Below are 20670 nucleotides of genomic sequence, written 5' to 3'. Positions count from 1 at the left end.
GCTACGTTCGGAACTGATAAGCGCTGAAAGCATCTAAGCGCGAAGCAGGCCTCGAGATGAGTTCTCACTAGACTTTTAAAGTCTCTGAAGGGCCGTTGAAGACTACAACGTTGATAGGCAGGATGTGGAAGTGGTGYGAGCCATTAAGCTAACCTGTACTAATTACCCGTGAGGCTTAACCATACAACGCCAAACGCGTTTTATGACAGCGTAACGAACAGAAGTTAAGTTACTAAAGTAGATTTTACTTGATATCAGAATTCCAGATTTATGTAGGGTGAACCGCAACGCTTAACGCGAAATCAGTTCACCTTGCGCAAAGGACTCGTAAGCGCTACGCGCTTTGTCGAGAATCCTTTCCACGCCTTTTGCTTGGTGACAATAGCGTTTTGGACCCACCTGAYCCCATGCCGAACTCAGTAGTGAAACGAAACAGCGCCGATGATAGTGTAGCAGCTGCTATGTGAAAGTAGGTCATCGCCAGGCTCCAAATAAGAGAAAGCCCGATTCGAAAGAGTCGGGCTTTTTTGCGTTTTAGCTGTCAGCTTTCAGCCATCAGCCGTCAGCTGAACTGCAGGGTTTTTTAGTACAGAGTCACCCTCAGCAACAACCGCCGTAGGAGGCACTTCAGTGCCGAATCAGACCATAACAAACACATTCACGGCTAAAGCCACTCCTACGTGATGAGAAGGTTAGACATTAGATGTCAGTTGATCTACAGGGAATGTAGTACAGAGTCACCCACAGCAACAAAACCCCGTAGGAGGTACTTCAGTGCCGAATTCAGACCATAACAAACACATTCATGGCTAAAGCCATTCCAACAAGTACACTTTGCCTAGAACCTAGAACCTAGAACCTAGAACCTAGAACCTAGAACCTAGAACCTAGAGCCTAGAACCTAGAACCTAGAGCCTTCGGTAGATGAAGACGCAGCACCAAACACCCACACCGCGCGGCTGAACGCTGAAAGCTGATAGCTCTGTGATGTGTTGGGTTTCGCTTCGCTCTACCCAAACTACGCCAGGCCTTTCAACTTTTCCCTCACTAACTTTACTCTTTCTAACTCGCTAACTAGCGACTAAAAAAGCCCATACTCTTCGGTTTCTTCTGCTTCGTGGCGCATGAGGTGCTCTGGGCGGAAGATGGCACTTGGGTCTAATAATAAGCTGTGTTTATGCTTCATTTTGATTAATCCGCGCATCATGTTTTTAGTTTGCGGATCAACATCAAAACCAACCGAGGTAAGTTGGTCTAACGGTTTGATGTCTTCTTTTTTTACGTTGATGTTGTCTTCTACTTTGTCGACTAGAAGGCCTATATGAGGTGTTACACCGTCTTTTGTGGTGAAGATGATGATAGGCTTGTAATCAAGAATGATCTGCTCACGTGCCGATTCAAACAATCTAATAAGCTGGTTGAATGTTTGGCGCTTTTTCTCTGTAAATAGGCTAATCACCTTGTCGTGAGGTTGGCTTTTTTGCAATTCTAATAATTCACCGGCCATAGCATGTAATTCACGGTGTGGCTTATCAAACTTGGCTAAGATACTTTGTAAATCTTCGTTATCGGTTTCGAAGTTGTTATACCAACGACCGAAAGCACATTTGTCTGGATCTGTGGCTTTTGTAAAAGGCGCACCTGTTACTAGGCTATTTTCTAGAGCATCTAGCCAATCTAAATGGTCTTTCTCTCTTTCGACTAAAAGGTCGGATAATTCGGCATTGGTTTCTTTGGTTGAGTGATTGTTTAATACAATTCCTAAATCAAAGATAGGCGTTGGAGTTTCCATATAATCTTTAACTCCAATGAAGCTTTTATTTTCATTTGGCAACGACGTTAAGTTTCCTTCGTAACGCTCGGTTAGAAGAATATCGAGAATTTTTAGTGAAATGGTCTTTTGGCCAACTCGAAAATTAATCAGATCCATATTTCCCTCAAAGCCTTGTTAAGTCTCTATAGCATAGAACATTATTGTAATTTAGTCGTAGTTTAACCTAATTACTTTTAAAATATGAGCGGTAGATTTTTTTGTTATTTCCAGAAGTGTGAGTGTTAAATAGATCAGCGAAATCTGATGTGTCGGTAAAGAGGCGATTTAGCTCAGTCAGTAGGCATTGATTGTTTAGTGGCGTTGGGCATTTTTGGGCAGCGCTAACCAATGCAACGGCATTCAAATAACCTTCAAATATAATTCTATTCGCACTCGTGTGATAAGGCTCGATATCTTCAATAAACTGCTTACACCAAGGGTTTTTACAGTTATTAGGGTCGGGAACCACTTCAGTGACCATAATGTTGGCGGGCTGCTTAATTCGCTGATATAAATCATGACTCGATACAAAAGACACCGAAGTATAGTCTGGGTTGAAGCTTTGTTTGTTTGCAGCGTTAACAAATTCAGCGAGAGGCTTGTAGGTACCGACTAAACAAATTGCGGTTGCATTACTTTCTTTTAGAAGCGCTAAAGCTTTTGAAATATCATCACTATTGCGCTTAAATCGCGTGACTTCTACAGGTTTAATACCATGTATTTTTAGGGCGTTAACGAGATTGCTCTCTACCATATAACCAAACTCATCGGCTTGGATCATTAAACCAATTTTTTCATGCTTACGCTCTTTAACTAGGTAGTTAATTTGCTCTATGGCTTCATCTTGGTAGCTCGCACGAAGATTAAATACATTTGGCATTGAGCTGTTATGTAAAAAGTCAGCGCCTGTAAATGGCATGAGAAATGGAATACGGTGTCTATCTAGCAGGGGCTTAATTGCATGGGCTGTTGGTGTGCCCATAGAGCCAAAAATCGCATGGATTTTTTGGTCAAATAAAAACTCGCGGGTATTCACTACGGTATTTTTTGGCTCGTAGCCATCATCAGCTAATATCAGGTCGATACTTTGGCCGTTAACACCGTTTTCTTTGTTGATTTTATTAAAGTAAATATTACTGCCAAGCGCCAGTTGTTCGCCTATTTGCTTTGCAGGTCCTGTGAGCGCAGTGGACATTCCGAGTTTAATGGTAGGCTGTGAGTGTTCAGCTAAAGCTATCTGAGATAGCAGCAAGGTACAAATACTTAAACACTTAATAGCTGTTATTTTGAAGTGATTTATAGTGAGCATACCAACCTTGCACTGCGGTTTTGAACTGTGAGTCTAAGTCTTTTTTACCTGTAAAACCGGCTTCTTCGATTAAGCTATTTACAGAGGTTTGCTGTAATACTAGTCGAATAAGGATGAATTTTGTATGTTCATCTAATAAATTTAGACTAATTGGTGTGCTCCAAATCATTTTCCATAACAATGGCTGTACTTGGAAGATGTTAATGTCACCGGTTAACAGTCGCTCAGCTCTTGTATTTAAGGCAGAAGATAAGGAGCTTTTTGGTAAGGCTTTGAATAATTCTGCAATAAGCTGCCAAGGAAGTGAGCTAAAGTGACCAAGGAGTTGTAAAGACAGGTCTTGTTTAAATTCCTCTATTAAGAGTGCTGCGCTATCTGTGCTTTGCTTATCTAACGCTTTAATCACTAAAGCAGCATGTTCAGCCGTTGCTTTGTCATGACTAAATCCAAGCTTAACAACATTAAAGCCATTACTTTGCCAAAACTTAACTAACGCTGCATTTGCGCCAAAACTGGCACCAAAATAACTGCAATTATTTAATTGGCTTTCACAGTAGTTTAACAGGGCTGAGCCAATACCTTGTTGATGACATTCAGGTGCAACAGCTATTCTCACAACTCTCGCTGAGCGTTTACACAAGTCTTCTGTATTTCGGCTCAATTGAGTCAGAGTTTGCGCCATTAAATGACCATGAGGCCTGCGCTTTCCTTTTATTACTTGCTCTGCGATTTCTGGTGCTAAGCCACCTTCAATAGCAATTAAGCAAACGGCTTTTAATGCATTTTCTTGTTTGCAGATCGATAGCTGTAACTCTGGGGCATCAAGCAATTGGCGTAAGTCATTTACTGTGGTTTGGTAATGAGCCAGCGCCAGTAGCGCCATAATTTGGCTAAGCAGCTGCTCATCTTCAACGAGTTGATCTTTGCTTATATTTTCAAATTGGTAAGACTTACCACTCTGCGTATCTAGGTACTTTGCATCGAGTAGTAATAGTTCGCGTAGGCTATTTTCGAGGGGGTCATGTTTAGCAAAACGAATAGGTTCATCCAGAGTAACTGCCTTTAGCGATTTATATTGGCTACGTAAGTAATGTAAAAAGCGTAACGTGTAACCACGCCCATTTCCTTCATAACCAACCATAGTGCTAGCAAATACGATTCGTGGATAACTTTTTAGGATCTGCAATAGCATAGGAACCGGAATCGCCGCTGCTTCGTCGACAAATAACAGATCGCAATCAGGTTTTTCGTTTAGCAGTATATCTGGCGCAATATAGCTAAGATTAGATAGTTGCTTAAAGTTTTGCTCTTTGCTAACACCAAGCTCAGTGGCTAAATGCTTAAAACTTGTTTGTACGGCTTTGGCTTGCGTGGCACAAATAAGGATTTTTTTATCTTGAAGACTTGTTGCTGCAATCCCTAAAGCAGCTGACTTACCACGACCTCGGTCCGCACTGATCACAAAAGGGCGATTAGCGCGCCCTGTTGCGGTTTTAATAATTTGCTCAACACATGCTTGTTGTTGCTGATAATTTATCTCAGCAGTTGCTGGCGATACTGATTGGTAAGCAGGGAGCGAGTGTTCAGTAAAATAATGTGGCTGCAACTTTAGCTTGGAGAATAAACGCTGATTAAAAAAGCTGTGTTTAATCACTTGGGCATAAGAGGTAATACTAGTGAGTGCAGGGTCTTGCCACTTGCGGTCATCGGGCAGCAACAGTATCAGTACACCACCTGCTTTTACGGTACCTGCAAGCGCTGCGAGTTTATCGGCATATAAGCCGCTAAAACCATCAAAAATTGCGTGTTGAAACTCTTGGCCAAGAATTTGGTGAGCATGTTTTGGAAACTCACTATTTGCTAATAATGAGCTGCTACTGAAAACATAGGTATTTTTGAGCGCTAATTGGTTTGCAAACTGGTAGCACCAAGTTTCGCTGCCTTGCACAATGACAAGCTGGCGATGCTTTGCAATCACCAGCTCATTACACAGTGCTGTTAAGTACTCATTATAAGGCTTGAAGTCTTGCATACTGTGTTACAAGCCATTTGCTGCCTAGGTCATCAAAGTTCACTTGAATACGTGACTGTGCGCCGCTACCTTCGTAATTGAGTACGGTTCCTGCGCCGAATTTGGCGTGTAATACGCGTTGCCCTAAGTTAAAGCCGCTATCTTCAAATGCGGCATGTGTTACTGATGGACTAAAACGACCTGCCGCAGGCGGTCTTGAAACCTGTGTTTTAATTCGGATTTCTTCGATACAGTCTTCAGGCATTTCACGTAAAAAGCGTGATGGGCTATGGTATTTTTCTTGTCCGTATAAACGGCGACTTTCTGCATGGCTAATATATAGTTTTTCCATCGCGCGAGTCATACCAACATAGCAGAGGCGGCGTTCTTCTTCTAAACGACCAGACTCTTCATTACTTTGTTGTGATGGGAACATGCCCTCTTCAACACCAACCATAAATACCAATGGGAATTCTAGGCCTTTTGCTGAGTGTAGTGTCATCATTTGCACCGCGTCTTCGTGCTCATCAGCTTGACCTTCGCCAGACTCTAGTGAGGTATAAGCCAAAAATCCCTGTAGTGGTGAGCTGAACTCTTCATCTTCAGGAAGTTCGTATTGACCACAAGCACTAATAAGCTCTTCTAAGTTTTCTACGCGGGCACGGCCTTTTTCACCTTTTTCAGCTTGATACATTGCCATTAACCCTGAGGTTTGAATGGCATATTTCGCTTGCTCTTCTAAGGTGAGATCGCTGATTTTATCTTCGATATGCTCAACAAGTTCTAAGAATTTAGTGACGGCACTTGCTGCACGGCCAGATAGGTGTTGTTGCTCTACAATTGCTTTTGCGGCATACCAAAGTGGCAATGACTCATTGCGCGCGCAATCACGGATATGACTTAGCGTTTTATCACCAATGCCGCGGGCAGGGGTGTTAATAACGCGCTCGAAAGCAGCATCATCTTGACGGTTACCCACTAAACGTAAATATGAAAGCGCATCTTTGATCTCTTGACGTTCGAAGAAGCGCATACCGCCGTAAATGCGGTATTTTAAACCTTCTTGTAGCATTGCTTCTTCGAGTACACGAGATTGCGCGTTGTTACGGTATAAAATCGCGGCGTCTTGTAATGCATTACCTGCATTTAGCCAGCTACGTAGTTTGCTGCTGACAAAGCGTGCTTCGTCTAATTCATTAAACGCAGCGTAAACAGAAATAGGCTCACCATCATTGCCGTCTGTCCAAAGGCTTTTACCCATGCGTTCAGCATTGTTTTTGATCAGTGCATTTGATGCTTTTAAGATTGTTGCCGTTGAACGGTAATTTTGTTCAAGGCGAATAGTTTCGGCTTCGAAGTCAGTTAAAAAGCGTTTGATATTCTCAATTTTTGCGCCACGCCAGCCATAGATACTTTGGTCATCATCACCTACGATCATAATACTGTTGGTGTTACCTGCGAGTAATTTTAACCAAGCATATTGAATAGTGTTGGTATCCTGGAACTCGTCTACCAGCATGTGGGCAAAACGCTGTTGATAGTGACGTAAAAGTGTTGGGTGATTCTTAAGTACTTCGTAGCAGCGCAGCAGTATTTCTGCAAAGTCGACTAAACCTGCACGGTCACAAGCCTCTTGATATGCAGCATAGACTTTCAGCATCATTTGCTCATTAATATCGTAGGCTTGAATGTCTTTAGGGCGCAGACCTTCATCTTTTTTCGCGCTGATATACCAACCAAATTGTTTTGCTGGCCACTTTTTATCATCGATGTTCATCGCTTTAAGTAAGCGTTTTATCATGCGTTGTTGATCGTCAGAATCTAAGATTTGAAAGCTTTCAGGCAAGTTCGCTTCACGGTGATGGGCGCGTAAAATACGATGAGATAAGCCGTGGAAAGTGCCAATCCACATACCACCAACCGGTGCTTTTAACGTTTCTTCTACACGGGTACGCATTTCTTTCGCGGCTTTGTTAGTGAAGGTTACCGCAAAGATGCTGTATGCAGAAGCTTGCTCAACTTGCATGAGCCATGCGATGCGATGAACAAGTACTCGAGTTTTACCAGAACCTGCACCTGCAAGTACCAGCATATTTTGCAATGGGGCTGCGACAGCATCCCGTTGTTTGTCATTTAAGCCATCGAGTAATTCAGAAACGTCCATCGTTACGCCTTTTCAATCTATAATGGGTGGAGTATAACAGGTGTTTATGCAAGGCTAAATAAAATACTGTTTTTATAAACAGCTATTTTGGCAAGTTATTAAAATTGCAGTATAAAAATTGTGAATTTGACCGATTTTTAGCAAAAAGAACTAAAATCAAAATAACGCTACTTTTTAACACTTTGATTTGTAAGTCATAATAAGTTGGCATAAAGTGTGATTATAAAAAGTATAATCATTAAAAACTACAGAGGTTAGTATGGCAGAGCAAGGTTCTGGCGGTAATGTAATCGCAGCAATATGTAATATCTTTTTTCCTGGTTTAGGACAATTGGTACAAGGTCGTTTAATGGCGGCTATTGCATTCTTTTTAGCATGGGTTATTAGTGGTGCACTAATTTATGTGGCAGTTGGTTTTATTCTACTGCCAATCGTATACCTATGGGCGATTATTGATGCTGCACGCTTCAAGTCGCGACTCTAGCTATTTAATTAGCACAAACACGAGCGCCACTTGGGCGCTCGAGTTGTTTTAAGGCGACTAAACTCGCCACGTTTAGCTGCAAACGGTATAATTAGCAGATAACGTATTAAGAGTACCCTCCATGGAATATCAATTTATCCGCGACCCTATTAGCGGTTTACGCATTAAAATTTCCTCTGAACACGCCATCATAGGCCGTTGGCTAAACGAAGAAGTCGGAAAAGAAAAAATTGCGATGGTGCAAGCGTTGATCTCTGCTGTTAAGAACAGTCATGAGCCTTTAACCTTACAAGGTCAAGAAATTGATTTGATCTTAAGTAAAGATGAAGCGCTGTTCGAAGCACATGCATTACATCAAGATAACGAAGACTTAGTTGCCTACCAAGATGATGATTTAATGCTTGAAGAAGAAGGCCTGTGCAGTGGCTGTGGCTTTGAAGATTTTGTTGATTTAATTGAATCTTGGCAAGAATTTACACAAGGCCGGTAAGCAGACACATGTTCTGCTTATCGGTAGCTAATTTATTGCTCACTCACTGATTTAACAGCAGCTAGTAATAAATCTTCTGTTAAGCGTACTTTGTAATTTGGGTTGGCGTATTGAAAATGAACTAACCCATTTGTATCTAACACGAATACTGCGGGTACAGGCAGTGCTACTTTCGGCTCACCTTCTAACGAGACAAAGTTAACCCCAAGCTTATTGCGGTAAATCTTTGCTGTTTTGTCATCTAAATAAAATGCTAAACCTAACGTTTGCGCCAAAGTAAGGCTGTCGTCAGAAAGCAATTGATAGCTAGGAGCTGTAATTTTTGTTTCAGCGAGTTTTTCAGGGCTATCTGGTGAAACGGCAATTAGTTGCGCGTCTAAGCTTGCTAATTCTTTCTCAATTTTTTGCACGCTGGCCAATTGTTTTGAACAATATGGGCACCAGCCACCACGATAAACAATCAGCACGGTAGTTTTTTCTTTAAAGCGCTCAGCTAGCGAGACGGTTTTACCGTATTGGTCTTTCAATTCAACATTTGGCACCGTTAAGCCAGGTAATAACGGACTAACTTGCTCTGCTGACTCGGCAATATTAGTCGCAGTTGCAGCGATAACGTGGCTTGATAGTACAAACAGTGCACTAATGAATAGAGATTTAAACATGGGCTTCCTCGGTTATTTTTATCAACTGCAAAGATGACCTGATTGTTGCGGGATTTATTTCATCTTTACCTACATCAAACTCAAATTTAACTGTAGTATATAGGCAAATAAAAAATGCAAGTTGGGATAAAGAATGTCTGCTAATTTACAAAAACTCGTTGTTATGCTCGAGATGCAAAATGCGATGAATACCAAAGTTCATGAGCAATGGTTTAGCCAAGGTTTTGAATGGTATCGTGCAATTTGGGTTGAGTGTGCTGAAATGCTTGACCACTACGGTTGGAAGTGGTGGAAGAAACAAACCCCAGATACAGAACAAGTTATTTTAGAGTTAGTTGATATTTTCCATTTTGGTTTATCTTTACGCATTGATGGTGAAACCAGCTATGAGCATTTAGCTGCGCAACTTGAAGCTGAGTTAAGTGCACCAGTTAAAGCCGATGACTTTAAACAAACACTCGAATTATTAGCCGCCTCAGCAGTCGCTGAAAAGAGTTTTAATGCAGCTGCATTTGCTGGTTGTATGGCGCAAATCGGTATGGATATCGATGATTTATACCGTGGCTACGTTGGTAAAAACACCTTGAATTTCTTCCGCCAAGATCATGGCTACAAAGACGGTAGCTATATCAAGGTGTGGAATGGCCAAGAAGATAACGAGCACTTAGTTGAAGTGGTAAAAAGCCTAGATACAGAGCATGCAGATTTTGCAAAACTTGTATATCAAGGCTTAGAGCAGCGTTACCCGAAGTAATCATTCAACGGGTATAAGCTCGCGAAAATCGATGGTTGATAAAAAGCCATCGAACTGCTTATGCGGTTGCTGACTATCAGGGTTGGCAACCGCAAGTATATGACCAATACCAAACTCTTTTGCTGCATCTAGCACGGCAGGGCTGTCGTCCACAAATAAAGTCCGTTCCTTATCAAACTGCCATTCTTGATGTACTTGTTGCCATAATGGTTGATGCTCTTTACTCACGCCATATTGATGAGTTGAGATAACCCCATCTAAGTAATTATCGATAGCAGTGTGTTCAAACTTTAACATGGCACAATCTGGGTGTGCGTTAGTAAGCATGATCAATTGCTTGCCTGCTTTTCTAAGCTCAGTTAAAAACGGCGGAACATCTTCACGAATTCTGATTAAATGTTGTATGTCACGTTTTAGCGCCATAATTGGTAAATCAAGTTGTTGTTGCCAATAATCTAAGCAGTACCAATTAATTTGTCCGTGAACTTGTTGATAACGATGTAAAATGTCAGCTTTTGCTTCGTCTAAGCTGATTTTATGTTTACGCGCATATTGCTCGGGAATAACAGTTAGCCAAAAGTAATTATCGTAATGCAAATCGAGTAGGGTGCCATCCATATCTAACAACACAGTATCGATTTTTGACCAATTTAACATAGGCAATTCACTTTAAAAGATTTATGATGAGCATAACTGCCATGATAGCAAATTAATGCCAATGACACAGAAAAAGCATCCTACACCACCGCAAATTTTGTCTAATGAAGTTGTCGCTAAAAGTCGACTATTTACTGTTGAATCTCTCGAATTGAAGTTCTCAAATGATGAGCAAAGGCAATACGAAAGAATTCGTGGCGGTGGCAGAGGGGCAGTTATGATTGTGCCAGTAACGGCCGATAACGAACTGTTATTAGTGCGAGAATATTGTGCAGGCACCAATGATTATCAGTTGGGTTTTCCAAAGGGCTTAATTGACCCAGGCGAAACCCCACAGCAAGCTGCAGACCGTGAGCTTAAAGAAGAAGTTGGTTTTGGTGCTAAACATTTTGCTGAACTTAAAAAAGTCAGCATGGCGCCGAGTTACTTTAATGCCACTATGCATATTTTGTATGCTGAAGACCTCTACCCTGAAACCTTACCCGGTGATGAGCCTGAACCGCTTGTCGTGGTAAAATGGCCAATAAGTGATTGGCAATCATTATTGCAACAAGAAGACTTTACTGAAGCACGAAGTGTCGCAGCTTTGCTATTATTAACAAAGTACTTAGAGTCGGGAGCGGGCAATGAATGATTTTTTAGAACCGTGTATTCGGTTAGCTGAGCAAGCAGGCGATGCCATTATGGCCATTTATCAGCAGGATGATATTGGTGCTGAGCAAAAGTCAGATCATACTCCGGTCACCAAGGCTGACTTAGCATCGAACGATGTATTAATGGCTGGTTTGAAGACCCTAGCCCCTGATATTCCAATTATGTCAGAAGAAACACCTATTCCGGCGCTGGCAGACAGAAAAGATTGGCACCGTTATTGGCTGCTTGATCCAATGGATGGTACAGGGGAGTTTATTCTAGAAAGCGGTGATTTTGCAGTTAATATCGCTTTAGTTGAAAATAATCGCCCAGTACTGGGTGTTATCCATTGGCCAGCGAAACAAGTGACTTATTTTGCTAGTTATCAAAATGGCGCATTTAAACGTGAAAATGGCCAAGATCAGCAAATTTCGGTAGCAACGCCGGATAATTTAACCTTAGCTGTAAGCCGCAGACAAAAAATTGAAGCGGTCAGCCAGTATTTAAATACTCAGTTTGCGACGGTGGCATTAGGCTCATGTTCATTAAAAGCGTGTATTATCGCTGAGGGTAAAGCGGACTGCTTTTTACGTATCGGGCCAACGGGTGAGTGGGATACTGGTGCGTCACAAGTGATTGTCGAAGAAGCTGGTGGCTGTATTACAGATGCCGAGTTCAACCCGTTAACTTACAATCAACGAGAAAGCACAGAAAACCCTGATTTTATCGTGATGGGTCACCCTGATTGGGAGTGGCAAAAAATGATTAGTCCTCATCAGCGTGCATTCTAACGGTGTTTTGTGTGCTTTTTGTTCGCTTGAATTAAATTTGTCACTATAACCCTTGATTTCTAATCTTATTGCTATATGATAGCGCTCTCTCTGAAACAGGGCAGCAATAACATGCTTATGTTACTTAGAGATTACAGGCGCGGGATGGAGCAGCCTGGTAGCTCGTCGGGCTCATAACCCGAAGGTCGTCGGTTCAAATCCGGCTCCCGCAACCAATTCTTTGAATTGGCTGACTTCTTAAATTAAGTGAGAAGTAAAATAAACTTAATATTCAGGCGCGGGATGGAGCAGCCTGGTAGCTCGTCGGGCTCATAACCCGAAGGTCGTCGGTTCAAATCCGGCTCCCGCAACCAATCTTTTAAAAGATTGGTATATTGTTGGAACTTTAAAGGTCGTCGGTTCACTCTTCACCTTCACAGCTCCCGCAACCAATTCTCTGAATTGGTTGACTTCTTAAATTAAGCAAGAAGTAAAATAAACTTAATAATTTCAGGCGCGGGATGGAGCAGCCTGGTAGCTCGTCGGGCTCATAACCCGAAGGTCGTCGGTTCAAATCCGGCTCCCGCAACCAACTGAAATTAAAAATTTATATGTAATACTAGGCACGCGAAAGCGTGTTTTTTTATGCCTGAAATTCAGGTTCAGAGCCCGAAGGTCGTCGGTTCGCCCTCAAAATTCACAGCTCCCGCAACCAACTGAAATTGAAGATTAAAATTAAATGAGTTTGATAAGTAGGCACGCGAAAGCGTGTTTTTTTATGCCTGAAAAAGCTGGAAGCTTTAAGCTATAAGTTTTAAGTAGAATGAGAGTGTTGTTTAGTGCAGTGTTTTCACTCGGGTTCACCCAGTTCATTCTTTGTGTAGGTTGGTTTGAGCGTAGCGAAACCCAATACAATTCATGTTAAACCTTTCTTCTGATTGTGCTTGACCTAGCACCTAGCACCTTTACCCCGCTAACTCACACCTAAATCCAACCCCTTGATATCTATCCTAGTTATTCATCCCTAAATTGGGAAATGATTATGAATGTTAGCTGAACTGAACTACGCTTGATTAATAACTAATAATAAATAAGTAGATTTAGGGATGATCCGTTTTTTAATAGCGCTGTTAGCGCTTCTGTTCTTACCTTCAGCTTTGTGTGCATTTCAAAACTACGATATTGATGATGGTCTATCGCAAAGTGTTGTGTTTGATATTGTTCAAGACCAGCAAGGCTTTATCTGGATTTCAACACAGGCAGGTTTAAACCGTTTTGATGGTAATGAGTTTACTGTATTCACAGCATCCGATAAGGAAAATAGCCTAGCGAATAACTATATTTACCCATTGGCAATCGACAACGAGTCAACGTTGTTTATAGGTACTCGAAATAGTGGTGTAAACCAACTCGCATTACATAATTATCAATTTTCTGAGCCGCTTTTAAAAGAGCGCCGCATTACCAGTTTATTGGTGGCGCAACAGCAAGTTTATATTGGCACTTACGACGGCAGCCTGTTTCGTTACGATAAGCGAGCAGAGCAGCTTGAAACGTTAATAACAGGGTTAAAAAAACCTATTTATGCGCTATCAAAAATCGCTGACATCCTTTGGATAGGAACGCATGGAGCTGGGTTACTTCATTATGACCTTATTAATAATCAACAAATCAATTCGGTTTTTTCTGGCTTTGCTGAGCCTGTAGATATTCATGCTAGTATCTTTGCTATCAAACAGTCTTCTGATGGCAGTATTTGGTTGGCAAGTCAGGGCGGCGGCTTATATAAAATTGCGTTAAGCACCCAAACAATAACGCAGTGGTTAACTTCTAATGATGATAATTCTGGGCTTAGTAGTAATGAAATTCGTGATATTGAGTTTGATAGCCAAGGCCGAGTTTGGCTAGCAACGCGAGGCGGCGGAATTAATGTTTACGACCCTATTGATGCAAGCTTCACCGTTTTAGCGCATGACCCGTTTGATAAATATAGTCTTGCTCATGACCGGGTATATAGTATCTACCGAGACAGTAGCGACATTATGTGGTTTGGTACTGCACATGGGATCAGTAAGCTCGACCCTGCATCATTGCAATTTAGTAAGTTAAAAAAGCCAACGCCACTTTCAAGTAACGATGCGTGGGCGTTATTTGAAGACTCAAAGCAACGTATTTGGTATGGCAGCTGGGGTGGCGGTATCGATATTCTTGATCAGCAATTAAATCGTTTAGATCGCATAACCACCGAAAGTTCACCGTATTCAATCAGTAGCAATGCAATTAAAGCCATCGCCGAAGATCGTAATGGCGATATATGGATTGGCAGCTGGCAGCAAGGGATTGATGTTTTGCATACCGATGGCAGCATCAGTCACTTTCGGGCAGATGAAGGCGGGCATGGCTTAACTGAAAACAGTATATATGCCCTTTTAGTCGATGAGAAAAATAATGTTTGGGTCGGCACTAATGGAGGGGGGCTGTTTTGCTTTGATAGGCAGCGCGGCAAATTTATTAGTTTTGCACAGCCTGTAGCAAATACACAACTTGTAATTCCAACGGCGCGGGTGACGAGTTTATACAAAAGCTCGCAAGCAGATCTGTGGATAGGCACAGATGGTGATGGGGCTTATCACTATAACGCAGCAACCGATACCCTCACTAATTATCGCAAAGGAGACTTGGCTTTATCTGATAATACAGTGCGAGCGTTTTTAAAAATTGATCAGCAAATGTGGCTCGCAACATCGAACGGCTTAAATATTATTGATTTGAGCAACCAGCAAGTTCATCAGCTTAATGTCGCTCAAGGCCTTCCTAATCAAGTCGTTTATGCGTTGCTAAAAGACAATGAAGATAGGGTATGGCTAAGTACCAACAACGGCCTCGCTAAAATAGACCCTGTAACCATGAGCATAAAAAATTATAAAGCTCGACATGGCTTACAAGGTAATGAATTTAATGCCGGTGCTTATTTAAAAACCCGTGATGGCCGCTTGATGTTTGGTGGCACTCAAGGGGTTAGTGTCATTAACCCTGCTGACCTTGAAGTTAATACTATTGGTGGGCAATTAGCACTTACTAGTTTGCAATTTGATGATGAGGATGTGGTAAACCAAGGAGTCAGTCGTTTAGGCAGTTTATACCAAATAGAAAAAAGCCGTTCAGTGACTATTCCTGCGGGAACTAAACGGGTTCACTTTCAGATTGGTTACCTACACTACTCTGAGCCACAGACTAACCAATATTCCTATCAGTTAGCGGGCTTTGAACAACAATGGCGCAAAGCTACAGGGGCTTTTTTATCAGTTGATTACACTAATCTTCCTGCTGGTAAATATCAGTTGAAAGTTAATGCTAGTAGTGAAAATGGGGCAAATGCGCTTACCCCATTACTGTTAAACATAACGGTTCTTGCGCCTTGGTGGCAAACCAGTGAGTTTTATCTGCTAGCAGCCATGCTGATTTTGGCGATGGTGTGGTTATTCACAGTGCTTTGGACTCGCCGTATACGCAAACAAAAATATTATCTGGAGCAAATTGTTAGCGAACGCACCGATGAAATCGCAGAGCAAAAAACACTCATCGAACAGCAAGCTGATGCTCTGAGTGATTCACTCGAAAATAAAGTGCGTTTTTTTACACATGCATCTCATGAATTACGTACTCCTTTGAGTTTGTTGATTGCGCCGTTGCAAAAGCTCATAGCAGATGAGCGAAATACTGAAAAGCGTGAGCAACTGAACTTGGTATTGCGTAATAGCCGGCGCTTAGAAAATTTGGTCGATAAGCTGTTAACGCTGACTCGTTATGATGAGCGCCATGAAGAGATTATTAAAGTTGTATCATTATCGGCAATAGCCAGAGAGGTCGCGGGGCAGTTTGCTGTGTTAGGTGAAAAGTCCATCGACTTTAAGGTTGATATTGAAGAGGCTGTATTTATTGAAAGCACCCGAGAAGGGGTGATCACAATTCTTACTAATCTATTAAGCAATGCTTTTAAGTATACTCAGCAAGGCCAAGTCAGCTTAATCGTAAGCGCATCAGGTGAGCTTGCCTACATAGAAGTAACAGACACAGGTAAAGGCATCGCAGACGCTGAAAAAGACAAGGTGTTTGATACTTTCTACAGAGTAAGTAGTCATGCAAATGTAGAAGGTAGTGGCGTAGGTTTAGCTATCGTTAAACGTCTGGTCGATAAATACAAAGGCAATATTGTGTTGGCAAGTCGTTTAGGAGAAGGAACCAACTTTAAACTCGCATTTAAAACAGCACAATTTGCAGAGCAAGTTCCTGTTGATAGTACAAGCCTAAAATCAAAAGTGAGTCATGACAAAGCGAGTGTATTAATTATTGAAGATAATGACGAGCTACGTCATTACCTAAAAACAGAGTTACAGCACCGCTATCAAGTATTATTAGCTGAAGATGGTCAGATCGGTTTGCAAATAGCGCTGAGCCAAGTACCAGATTTAATAATTACTGATCTAATGATGCCAAAAGTCGATGGCTTTACTGTTTTAGATTCATTACATAATTCGCCCGTTACTTGTCATATTCCGGTGATTATTTTGACCGCCAAGGGAGACTATGAAACCCGAGTAAGTAGTTTGCAACAGCATGCGCTAGATGTGATCACCAAACCATTTGATAGAGAAGAGCTATTTTTAAAAGTTGAGAATTGGATACATTGGGTCAATTTATATTCTCAACAGCAAACTATGGATGCACCTGATCATGTTGAGACAAAGCAACCGGTTGTGGTTGATCCTCGTGACAAACAGCTGCTTGAAAAGCTTGAGTTGTATGTTGCTGAGCATTACCAGCAACAAGGTTTCTCTATGGTGAATTGTGCGAAAGAATTAGCGCTTAGTGAGCGTCAATTACAACGTAAGTTAAAAGTTCTATTAAACATTACTCCTAGTGAATATTTGCGTAATTATCGACTGAGTAAAGCAGCTGAATTACTAAGACAAGGGCGACAAATAAGCTTAGTAATAGATGATGTGGGCTTTTCGTCACGCTCGTATTTTTCTAAATTTTTTAAAGCAAAATATGGCATGACAGCGAAAGAGTACCAATGTCATTACATATAACATGTTGTTTATATAGGAAATGTCGTATTTGAGTACATTTTTGTCGGCATTCAGCATACTTATTTCTTGTAACTAATCTACCCTTGAACCTTAACGAAAAATGAATCGCTTTGATGGGATCTCGGGTGTTCATATTTGACGGGCAAACATGACTGAATTCAGATTATGGTTAAGGACGACACTGAGATCCCGCCTTTATTTCATGTTCAAAATAGGTTTTGCTTCCCTTGAGTTATGGCAACTGTGTATGCAGTTGCCTCTTTTTAGGGAAATACAGTACTCAATGTAAGGATTAGCATGATGAGCCCCCCTAATTTTCACTCCATAAAGTATTTAAAACAATTATTACTAGCGACAAGTCTTGTCGCTTTAACCGCTTGTGGTGGAGGCGGTGGAGGTGGTGATGACGATGATGATACCCCTCCCGTCGCTACAAACAAAAATCCCACGGTATCTATTAGTAGTGATAGCAACGTAACAGAAGGTGGCGATTTAGTCCTACAAGCGACGGCAACAGACAGTGATGGCACAATTGCAAGTTACGCATGGCAGCAAACATCAGGTCCAGATCTAACACTTACCGGCAGCGATACAAGTACACTTACGATCACCGCGCCTGAAATCGAAGATGATGCAGATGTCGTTGTTTCACTGACAGTCACCGATGATGATGGTGCAACCGCCACAGCAACAGTAACGATTGAGCTTAAACGTAAAGTGCTCAGCGTAACGATCACCGGTATTGTAACCGATGAGCCGATTATCAACTCAAGTATTGTGGTGCAGATTGGTGATGAACAATTTGAGATTACCGCTGATGCACAAGGCCGCTATAGCGTAAACATTGAGGTTGATGACTCAGATGCTGATGAACTGGTTAAGCTGGTGGCGTTGGGTAATAACTCCATTGATCCGGGCGTTGAATTTGTATCCCAACTGAAGTCTATCGCAACGCTTGTTTCACAAGCAGGAGCCGATGGCACATTAAGCAAAGATGAAAACTTTGGCGTAAACATTACTAATGTTAGTACTGCAGAGTTTGCACTTTTAAGCCGCGACGGTACAAACATCGATTCTGAACAAGCATTAGATGAAGCTTTACTCGCTGTTGATGCTGACGAAAAACTGCTACTTGCAGCGTTAATCAAGATCATTGTAGATAATGATGACTACGAACTACCTGAGGGTGTCGATTCGACCCTTGATTTAATATCTAGCGCTGAACAAATTGATGACTTTATAAATACAGTTGAAAGCCAAGATCCAGGATTAATTGACTCTACAAAAGAAGAGATTAAAGATGATGATGAATTAGTTGATCAAACAATCAATAATCTGACCGGCAACTATTTATTAATGCAGCCACAATATTATCGAACTTCAGTTGGGCAGTTTGAGTTTAATAATGATGGTACCGGGTATGTCAGTTTACTGGATGTTGATACTGACTTTAGTTGGTCGCAACAAGAGCAAGACATCACAATTACTTTGGCTGAGCCAGCATTAATGAGTTGCTTTGTGGTTACTGATGGAAACGATGAACAGCTAGATGTTTGTGAGTACTTAGTTGAGTTAGACCTAACTATTCTTCTTGAAAACGATGCAAACAGAACGGTTGAGTTTTTCCGTAAAAGCGAAACACGCATAACCAGTTCAGATGTTGTATATAGAACTACAGAATCGAACTATAACGCCACCCTTATTGAACAACAGCAAACACTTGCTGTGACAGCTGATGAACTTATTGGTAATTGGGTTATTGATAACCTAAGCGAGTTTGGTGGATATAGTAGTGCAGTAAGTGTTGAGTTACTTTCTGGTGGAACAGGAACGCTCATTGATAACGATAACGCGCCTGTTAGTGTGACTTGGCAAGTTGATGGGAATCGACTGCTTATAAGCAATAATGCAGAAACTATTAGTTATGACATCGCTATTTGGCTCGTTAAAAATGTACAAGTGGGTTATCAATTTGCGGCATCACTCGAAGCTAAAGCGGACGATAGCTCACGTACAGTCACAGGTTTAATGGTGAGAGATAATCAGCTTTCATTTACTAAGTCAGACCTATTGGGTAAATGGACTGTTTACCAAGGCTATAACTCACCTCAAACAGACCTCCACTATGATGTGTATGATGATGGTTTAATGAACTTTAACCTGAATCAAAACTTTCGTTCTTGGCAAGTAAGCAGTGAGGGAGTGTTCTTAAGATATAACTATTTTACGAGCAATGGTGTTCAGCCAATTTGTCCTGAAGGGGAAGTTTGCCAAGTATACAGTGAGTTCTCGCAGCGATTATTAGCCACTAACAATGGTCAAAACTTTACGTATCGTAAATATCGCTTTTTTAACTATGATGGTTCGGAGCGTGTCGAAGATTATTCATCTCATCTGCGTAACTTCTCTGTGTCAGATGAGTATGGGGTAACCAAATTCGCACCCTATTGGTTAGAAGAAAACGCAAGTTTTGATAATAATGGCTACCCAATTACAACTAACTACATTGAACTTTATTCACCAAGAGAGCTAGGTGTAGAAACCATTAAAATAGCGACTATTTATGATGAGATGACGGCTGAGTATAGCCATCAAATCACCTTCACTTACCTTGGAGTGGTCAATCAATACGACTACAGTTTAGCGTCAGGGAAATTACTATTTGATAGCATGAAGGCTGAAGTGAGTGACTTTGATCGAAACTTCTTAACTATTTGCGTGTATGAGCAAGCAGGTAGTTGTACTGAAGATGCTAAACAAGCGTGGTACTTTGATAAGGCAATGGCTGAAGAGCAAGTTGTTGTAGAGCGTCCTGCAACGGATCATCCATTGGATGGGGCTTGGCAGCTTGCTGATGAGCCTGATGTCGCGGTAATTATTCGTGATGGAAAATGGTTACAAATTCAAGCAATGGACGACCCTGATGATGACACCGCATTCCCTGGTTTTGAAATTGGTGACTTTACTTGGGATGAAACAACAGGCGCTTTTGATGTCACTATTACGGAAGATACCAATGGTAGTTTCGGTATAGATGATGCTGGCAGTATTGTTGCCAGTGTTGATGGAGATACGCTGACATTCGATATCGAAGGTGAGGGTACTATTACGCTAAGTAGAATCTACAGTGAATCAAACCCGCTAATAGGGGGTTATACATATGGCTCTTACGATGGAGATTTCTTCATTGCTGTATTTAAAGAGGATGGCACTTTCTTAGAGCTTGCTCATGATACTGAGTTTGATGAGTTAGGTATATCAGGTGGTTACTACACCTATGATGCAGAAACTCAAAAGGTAGTGGTTGATTTCTATGTAAAAACCTATGGTGACCCAATTGAATTTGCTGACCCTTACTTTATTGTGAAGCCACAAGGTAACTTTATACAGTTCAAAGACGGCGATGATTTTGGCCTCTTCGAACGCGTTACACGAGTTATTGATCAAGCAGCTTTCACTGAAGCAGATCTTATTGGCTCACATGTATTTACCTTTATGGCTGATGATGGCAGTGGTTTAGAAACCTCTAATGTCGTTATAAGTAATGATGGTACTGCAACATTTGAGTTAGATGGTGAAGTACGCTCAGCAGAGTGGGCATTAGATCTTGGGTCGTTGATGATGTATAGCGAACCAACAGCTACGCAAAATTATGGCTATGGTGTGACTATGACCCCCGTGACAACCATTGAAGGTGGTTTTAGTGTAGCAACGCTAGGTTTCGAAGTACCTGAAACCTACGATGATAATGATGATCCCGAGTTACACACTTTTGTATCGGGCAGTTTAATTAAGCAGTAATTTTCTGAGCCCAGTAGCAGCAATGCTAC

General features: G+C 41.5%; 13 protein-coding genes, 3 tRNA genes and 2 rRNA genes. 12 read left to right on the top strand and 6 right to left on the bottom strand.

The window, feature by feature from the left end; genetic code table 11:
• Together AOG26_RS19270 and rrf are read left to right on the top strand one after the other, a co-directional pair.
• Positions 1-183: ribosomal RNA gene (locus AOG26_RS19270) — 23S ribosomal RNA — on the top strand; the annotation flags it as partial.
• A 188-nt stretch (positions 184-371) separates the two neighbouring features.
• Positions 372-486 (top strand): 5S ribosomal RNA (rrf, locus tag AOG26_RS19265).
• Between the two features lie 595 nt (positions 487-1081).
• Here rrf and AOG26_RS19260 read toward each other — a convergent pair.
• From AOG26_RS19260 to uvrD, 4 genes are all read right to left on the bottom strand, one after another.
• Positions 1082-1930, bottom strand: coding sequence for a CZB domain-containing protein (locus AOG26_RS19260; RefSeq protein WP_054563947.1), 849 nt, complete (start codon positions 1928-1930; stop codon positions 1082-1084).
• A gap of 67 nt (positions 1931-1997) precedes the next feature.
• The gene (locus tag AOG26_RS19255; RefSeq protein ID WP_152966994.1) at positions 1998-3122 is read right to left on the bottom strand and encodes an ABC transporter substrate-binding protein; all 1125 of its coding nucleotides are present in this window, start codon (positions 3120-3122) and stop codon (positions 1998-2000) included.
• A complete protein-coding gene (locus AOG26_RS19250; RefSeq protein ID WP_054563946.1) occupies positions 3085-5154 on the bottom strand; it encodes a GNAT family N-acetyltransferase in 2070 nt (689 codons plus the stop codon). Before AOG26_RS19250 ends, AOG26_RS19255 begins: the two co-directional genes overlap by 38 nt.
• Positions 5132-7297, bottom strand: a complete 2166-nt coding sequence (uvrD, locus tag AOG26_RS19245; protein ID WP_054563945.1) for a DNA helicase II — start codon at positions 7295-7297, stop codon at positions 5132-5134. The genes AOG26_RS19250 and uvrD overlap by 23 nt, the downstream gene beginning before the upstream one ends.
• 259 nt (positions 7298-7556) lie before the next feature.
• Between uvrD and AOG26_RS19240 the strand changes: the two genes are divergently transcribed.
• Together AOG26_RS19240 and AOG26_RS19235 are read left to right on the top strand one after the other, a co-directional pair.
• On the top strand, positions 7557-7781 hold the full coding sequence (locus AOG26_RS19240; RefSeq protein WP_054554878.1) for a hypothetical protein: 225 nt from the start codon (positions 7557-7559) through the stop codon (positions 7779-7781).
• Between the two features lie 121 nt (positions 7782-7902).
• Positions 7903-8271, top strand: coding sequence for a YacL family protein (locus AOG26_RS19235; RefSeq protein ID WP_054563944.1), 369 nt, complete (start codon positions 7903-7905; stop codon positions 8269-8271).
• 32 nt (positions 8272-8303) lie between these two features.
• On the opposite strand, the gene AOG26_RS19230 is transcribed toward AOG26_RS19235, so the two are convergent.
• Positions 8304-8933, bottom strand: coding sequence for a peroxiredoxin-like family protein (locus tag AOG26_RS19230; RefSeq protein ID WP_054563943.1), 630 nt, complete (start codon positions 8931-8933; stop codon positions 8304-8306).
• A gap of 133 nt (positions 8934-9066) precedes the next feature.
• Between AOG26_RS19230 and AOG26_RS19225 the strand changes: the two genes are divergently transcribed.
• Positions 9067-9687, top strand: a complete 621-nt coding sequence (locus tag AOG26_RS19225; RefSeq protein ID WP_054563942.1) for a dUTP diphosphatase — start codon at positions 9067-9069, stop codon at positions 9685-9687.
• Here the strand turns inward: AOG26_RS19225 and yrfG are convergent, their stop codons facing one another.
• On the bottom strand, positions 9688-10344 hold the full coding sequence (yrfG, locus tag AOG26_RS19220; protein ID WP_054563941.1) for a GMP/IMP nucleotidase: 657 nt from the start codon (positions 10342-10344) through the stop codon (positions 9688-9690).
• Between the two features lie 61 nt (positions 10345-10405).
• Here yrfG and nudE point away from each other — a divergent pair, with 61 nt between their 5' ends.
• The 7 genes from nudE to AOG26_RS19185 all read left to right on the top strand — a co-directional run bounded on the left by nudE (position 10406) and on the right by AOG26_RS19185 (position 20641).
• The gene (nudE, locus tag AOG26_RS19215; protein WP_171040476.1) at positions 10406-10978 is read left to right on the top strand and encodes an ADP compounds hydrolase NudE; all 573 of its coding nucleotides are present in this window, start codon (positions 10406-10408) and stop codon (positions 10976-10978) included.
• Entirely contained in the window at positions 10971-11768 is a 798-nt protein-coding gene (cysQ, locus tag AOG26_RS19210) for a 3'(2'),5'-bisphosphate nucleotidase CysQ (RefSeq protein WP_054563939.1), read from the top strand. Before nudE ends, cysQ begins: the two co-directional genes overlap by 8 nt.
• A 138-nt stretch (positions 11769-11906) precedes the next feature.
• Positions 11907-11983, top strand: a tRNA-Met gene (locus AOG26_RS19205).
• 61 nt (positions 11984-12044) lie between these two features.
• Positions 12045-12121, top strand: a tRNA-Met gene (locus AOG26_RS19200).
• A 141-nt stretch (positions 12122-12262) separates the two neighbouring features.
• Positions 12263-12339, top strand: a tRNA-Met gene (locus AOG26_RS19195).
• 514 nt (positions 12340-12853) lie between these two features.
• Positions 12854-16840, top strand: a complete 3987-nt coding sequence (locus AOG26_RS19190) for a hybrid sensor histidine kinase/response regulator transcription factor (RefSeq protein WP_054563938.1) — start codon at positions 12854-12856, stop codon at positions 16838-16840.
• Between the two features lie 297 nt (positions 16841-17137).
• A complete protein-coding gene (locus AOG26_RS19185; RefSeq protein ID WP_152966993.1) occupies positions 17138-20641 on the top strand; it encodes a COG1470 family protein in 3504 nt (1167 codons plus the stop codon).
• The last annotated feature ends 29 nt before the right edge of the window (positions 20642-20670 follow it).

Origin of the sequence: Pseudoalteromonas sp. UCD-33C, assembly GCF_001306895.1 — a bacterium.
Classification (GTDB): domain Bacteria; phylum Pseudomonadota; class Gammaproteobacteria; order Enterobacterales; family Alteromonadaceae; genus Pseudoalteromonas.
Note: the sequence above shows the minus strand (reverse complement) of the source record. Positions and strands in the feature narration are given on the sequence as shown.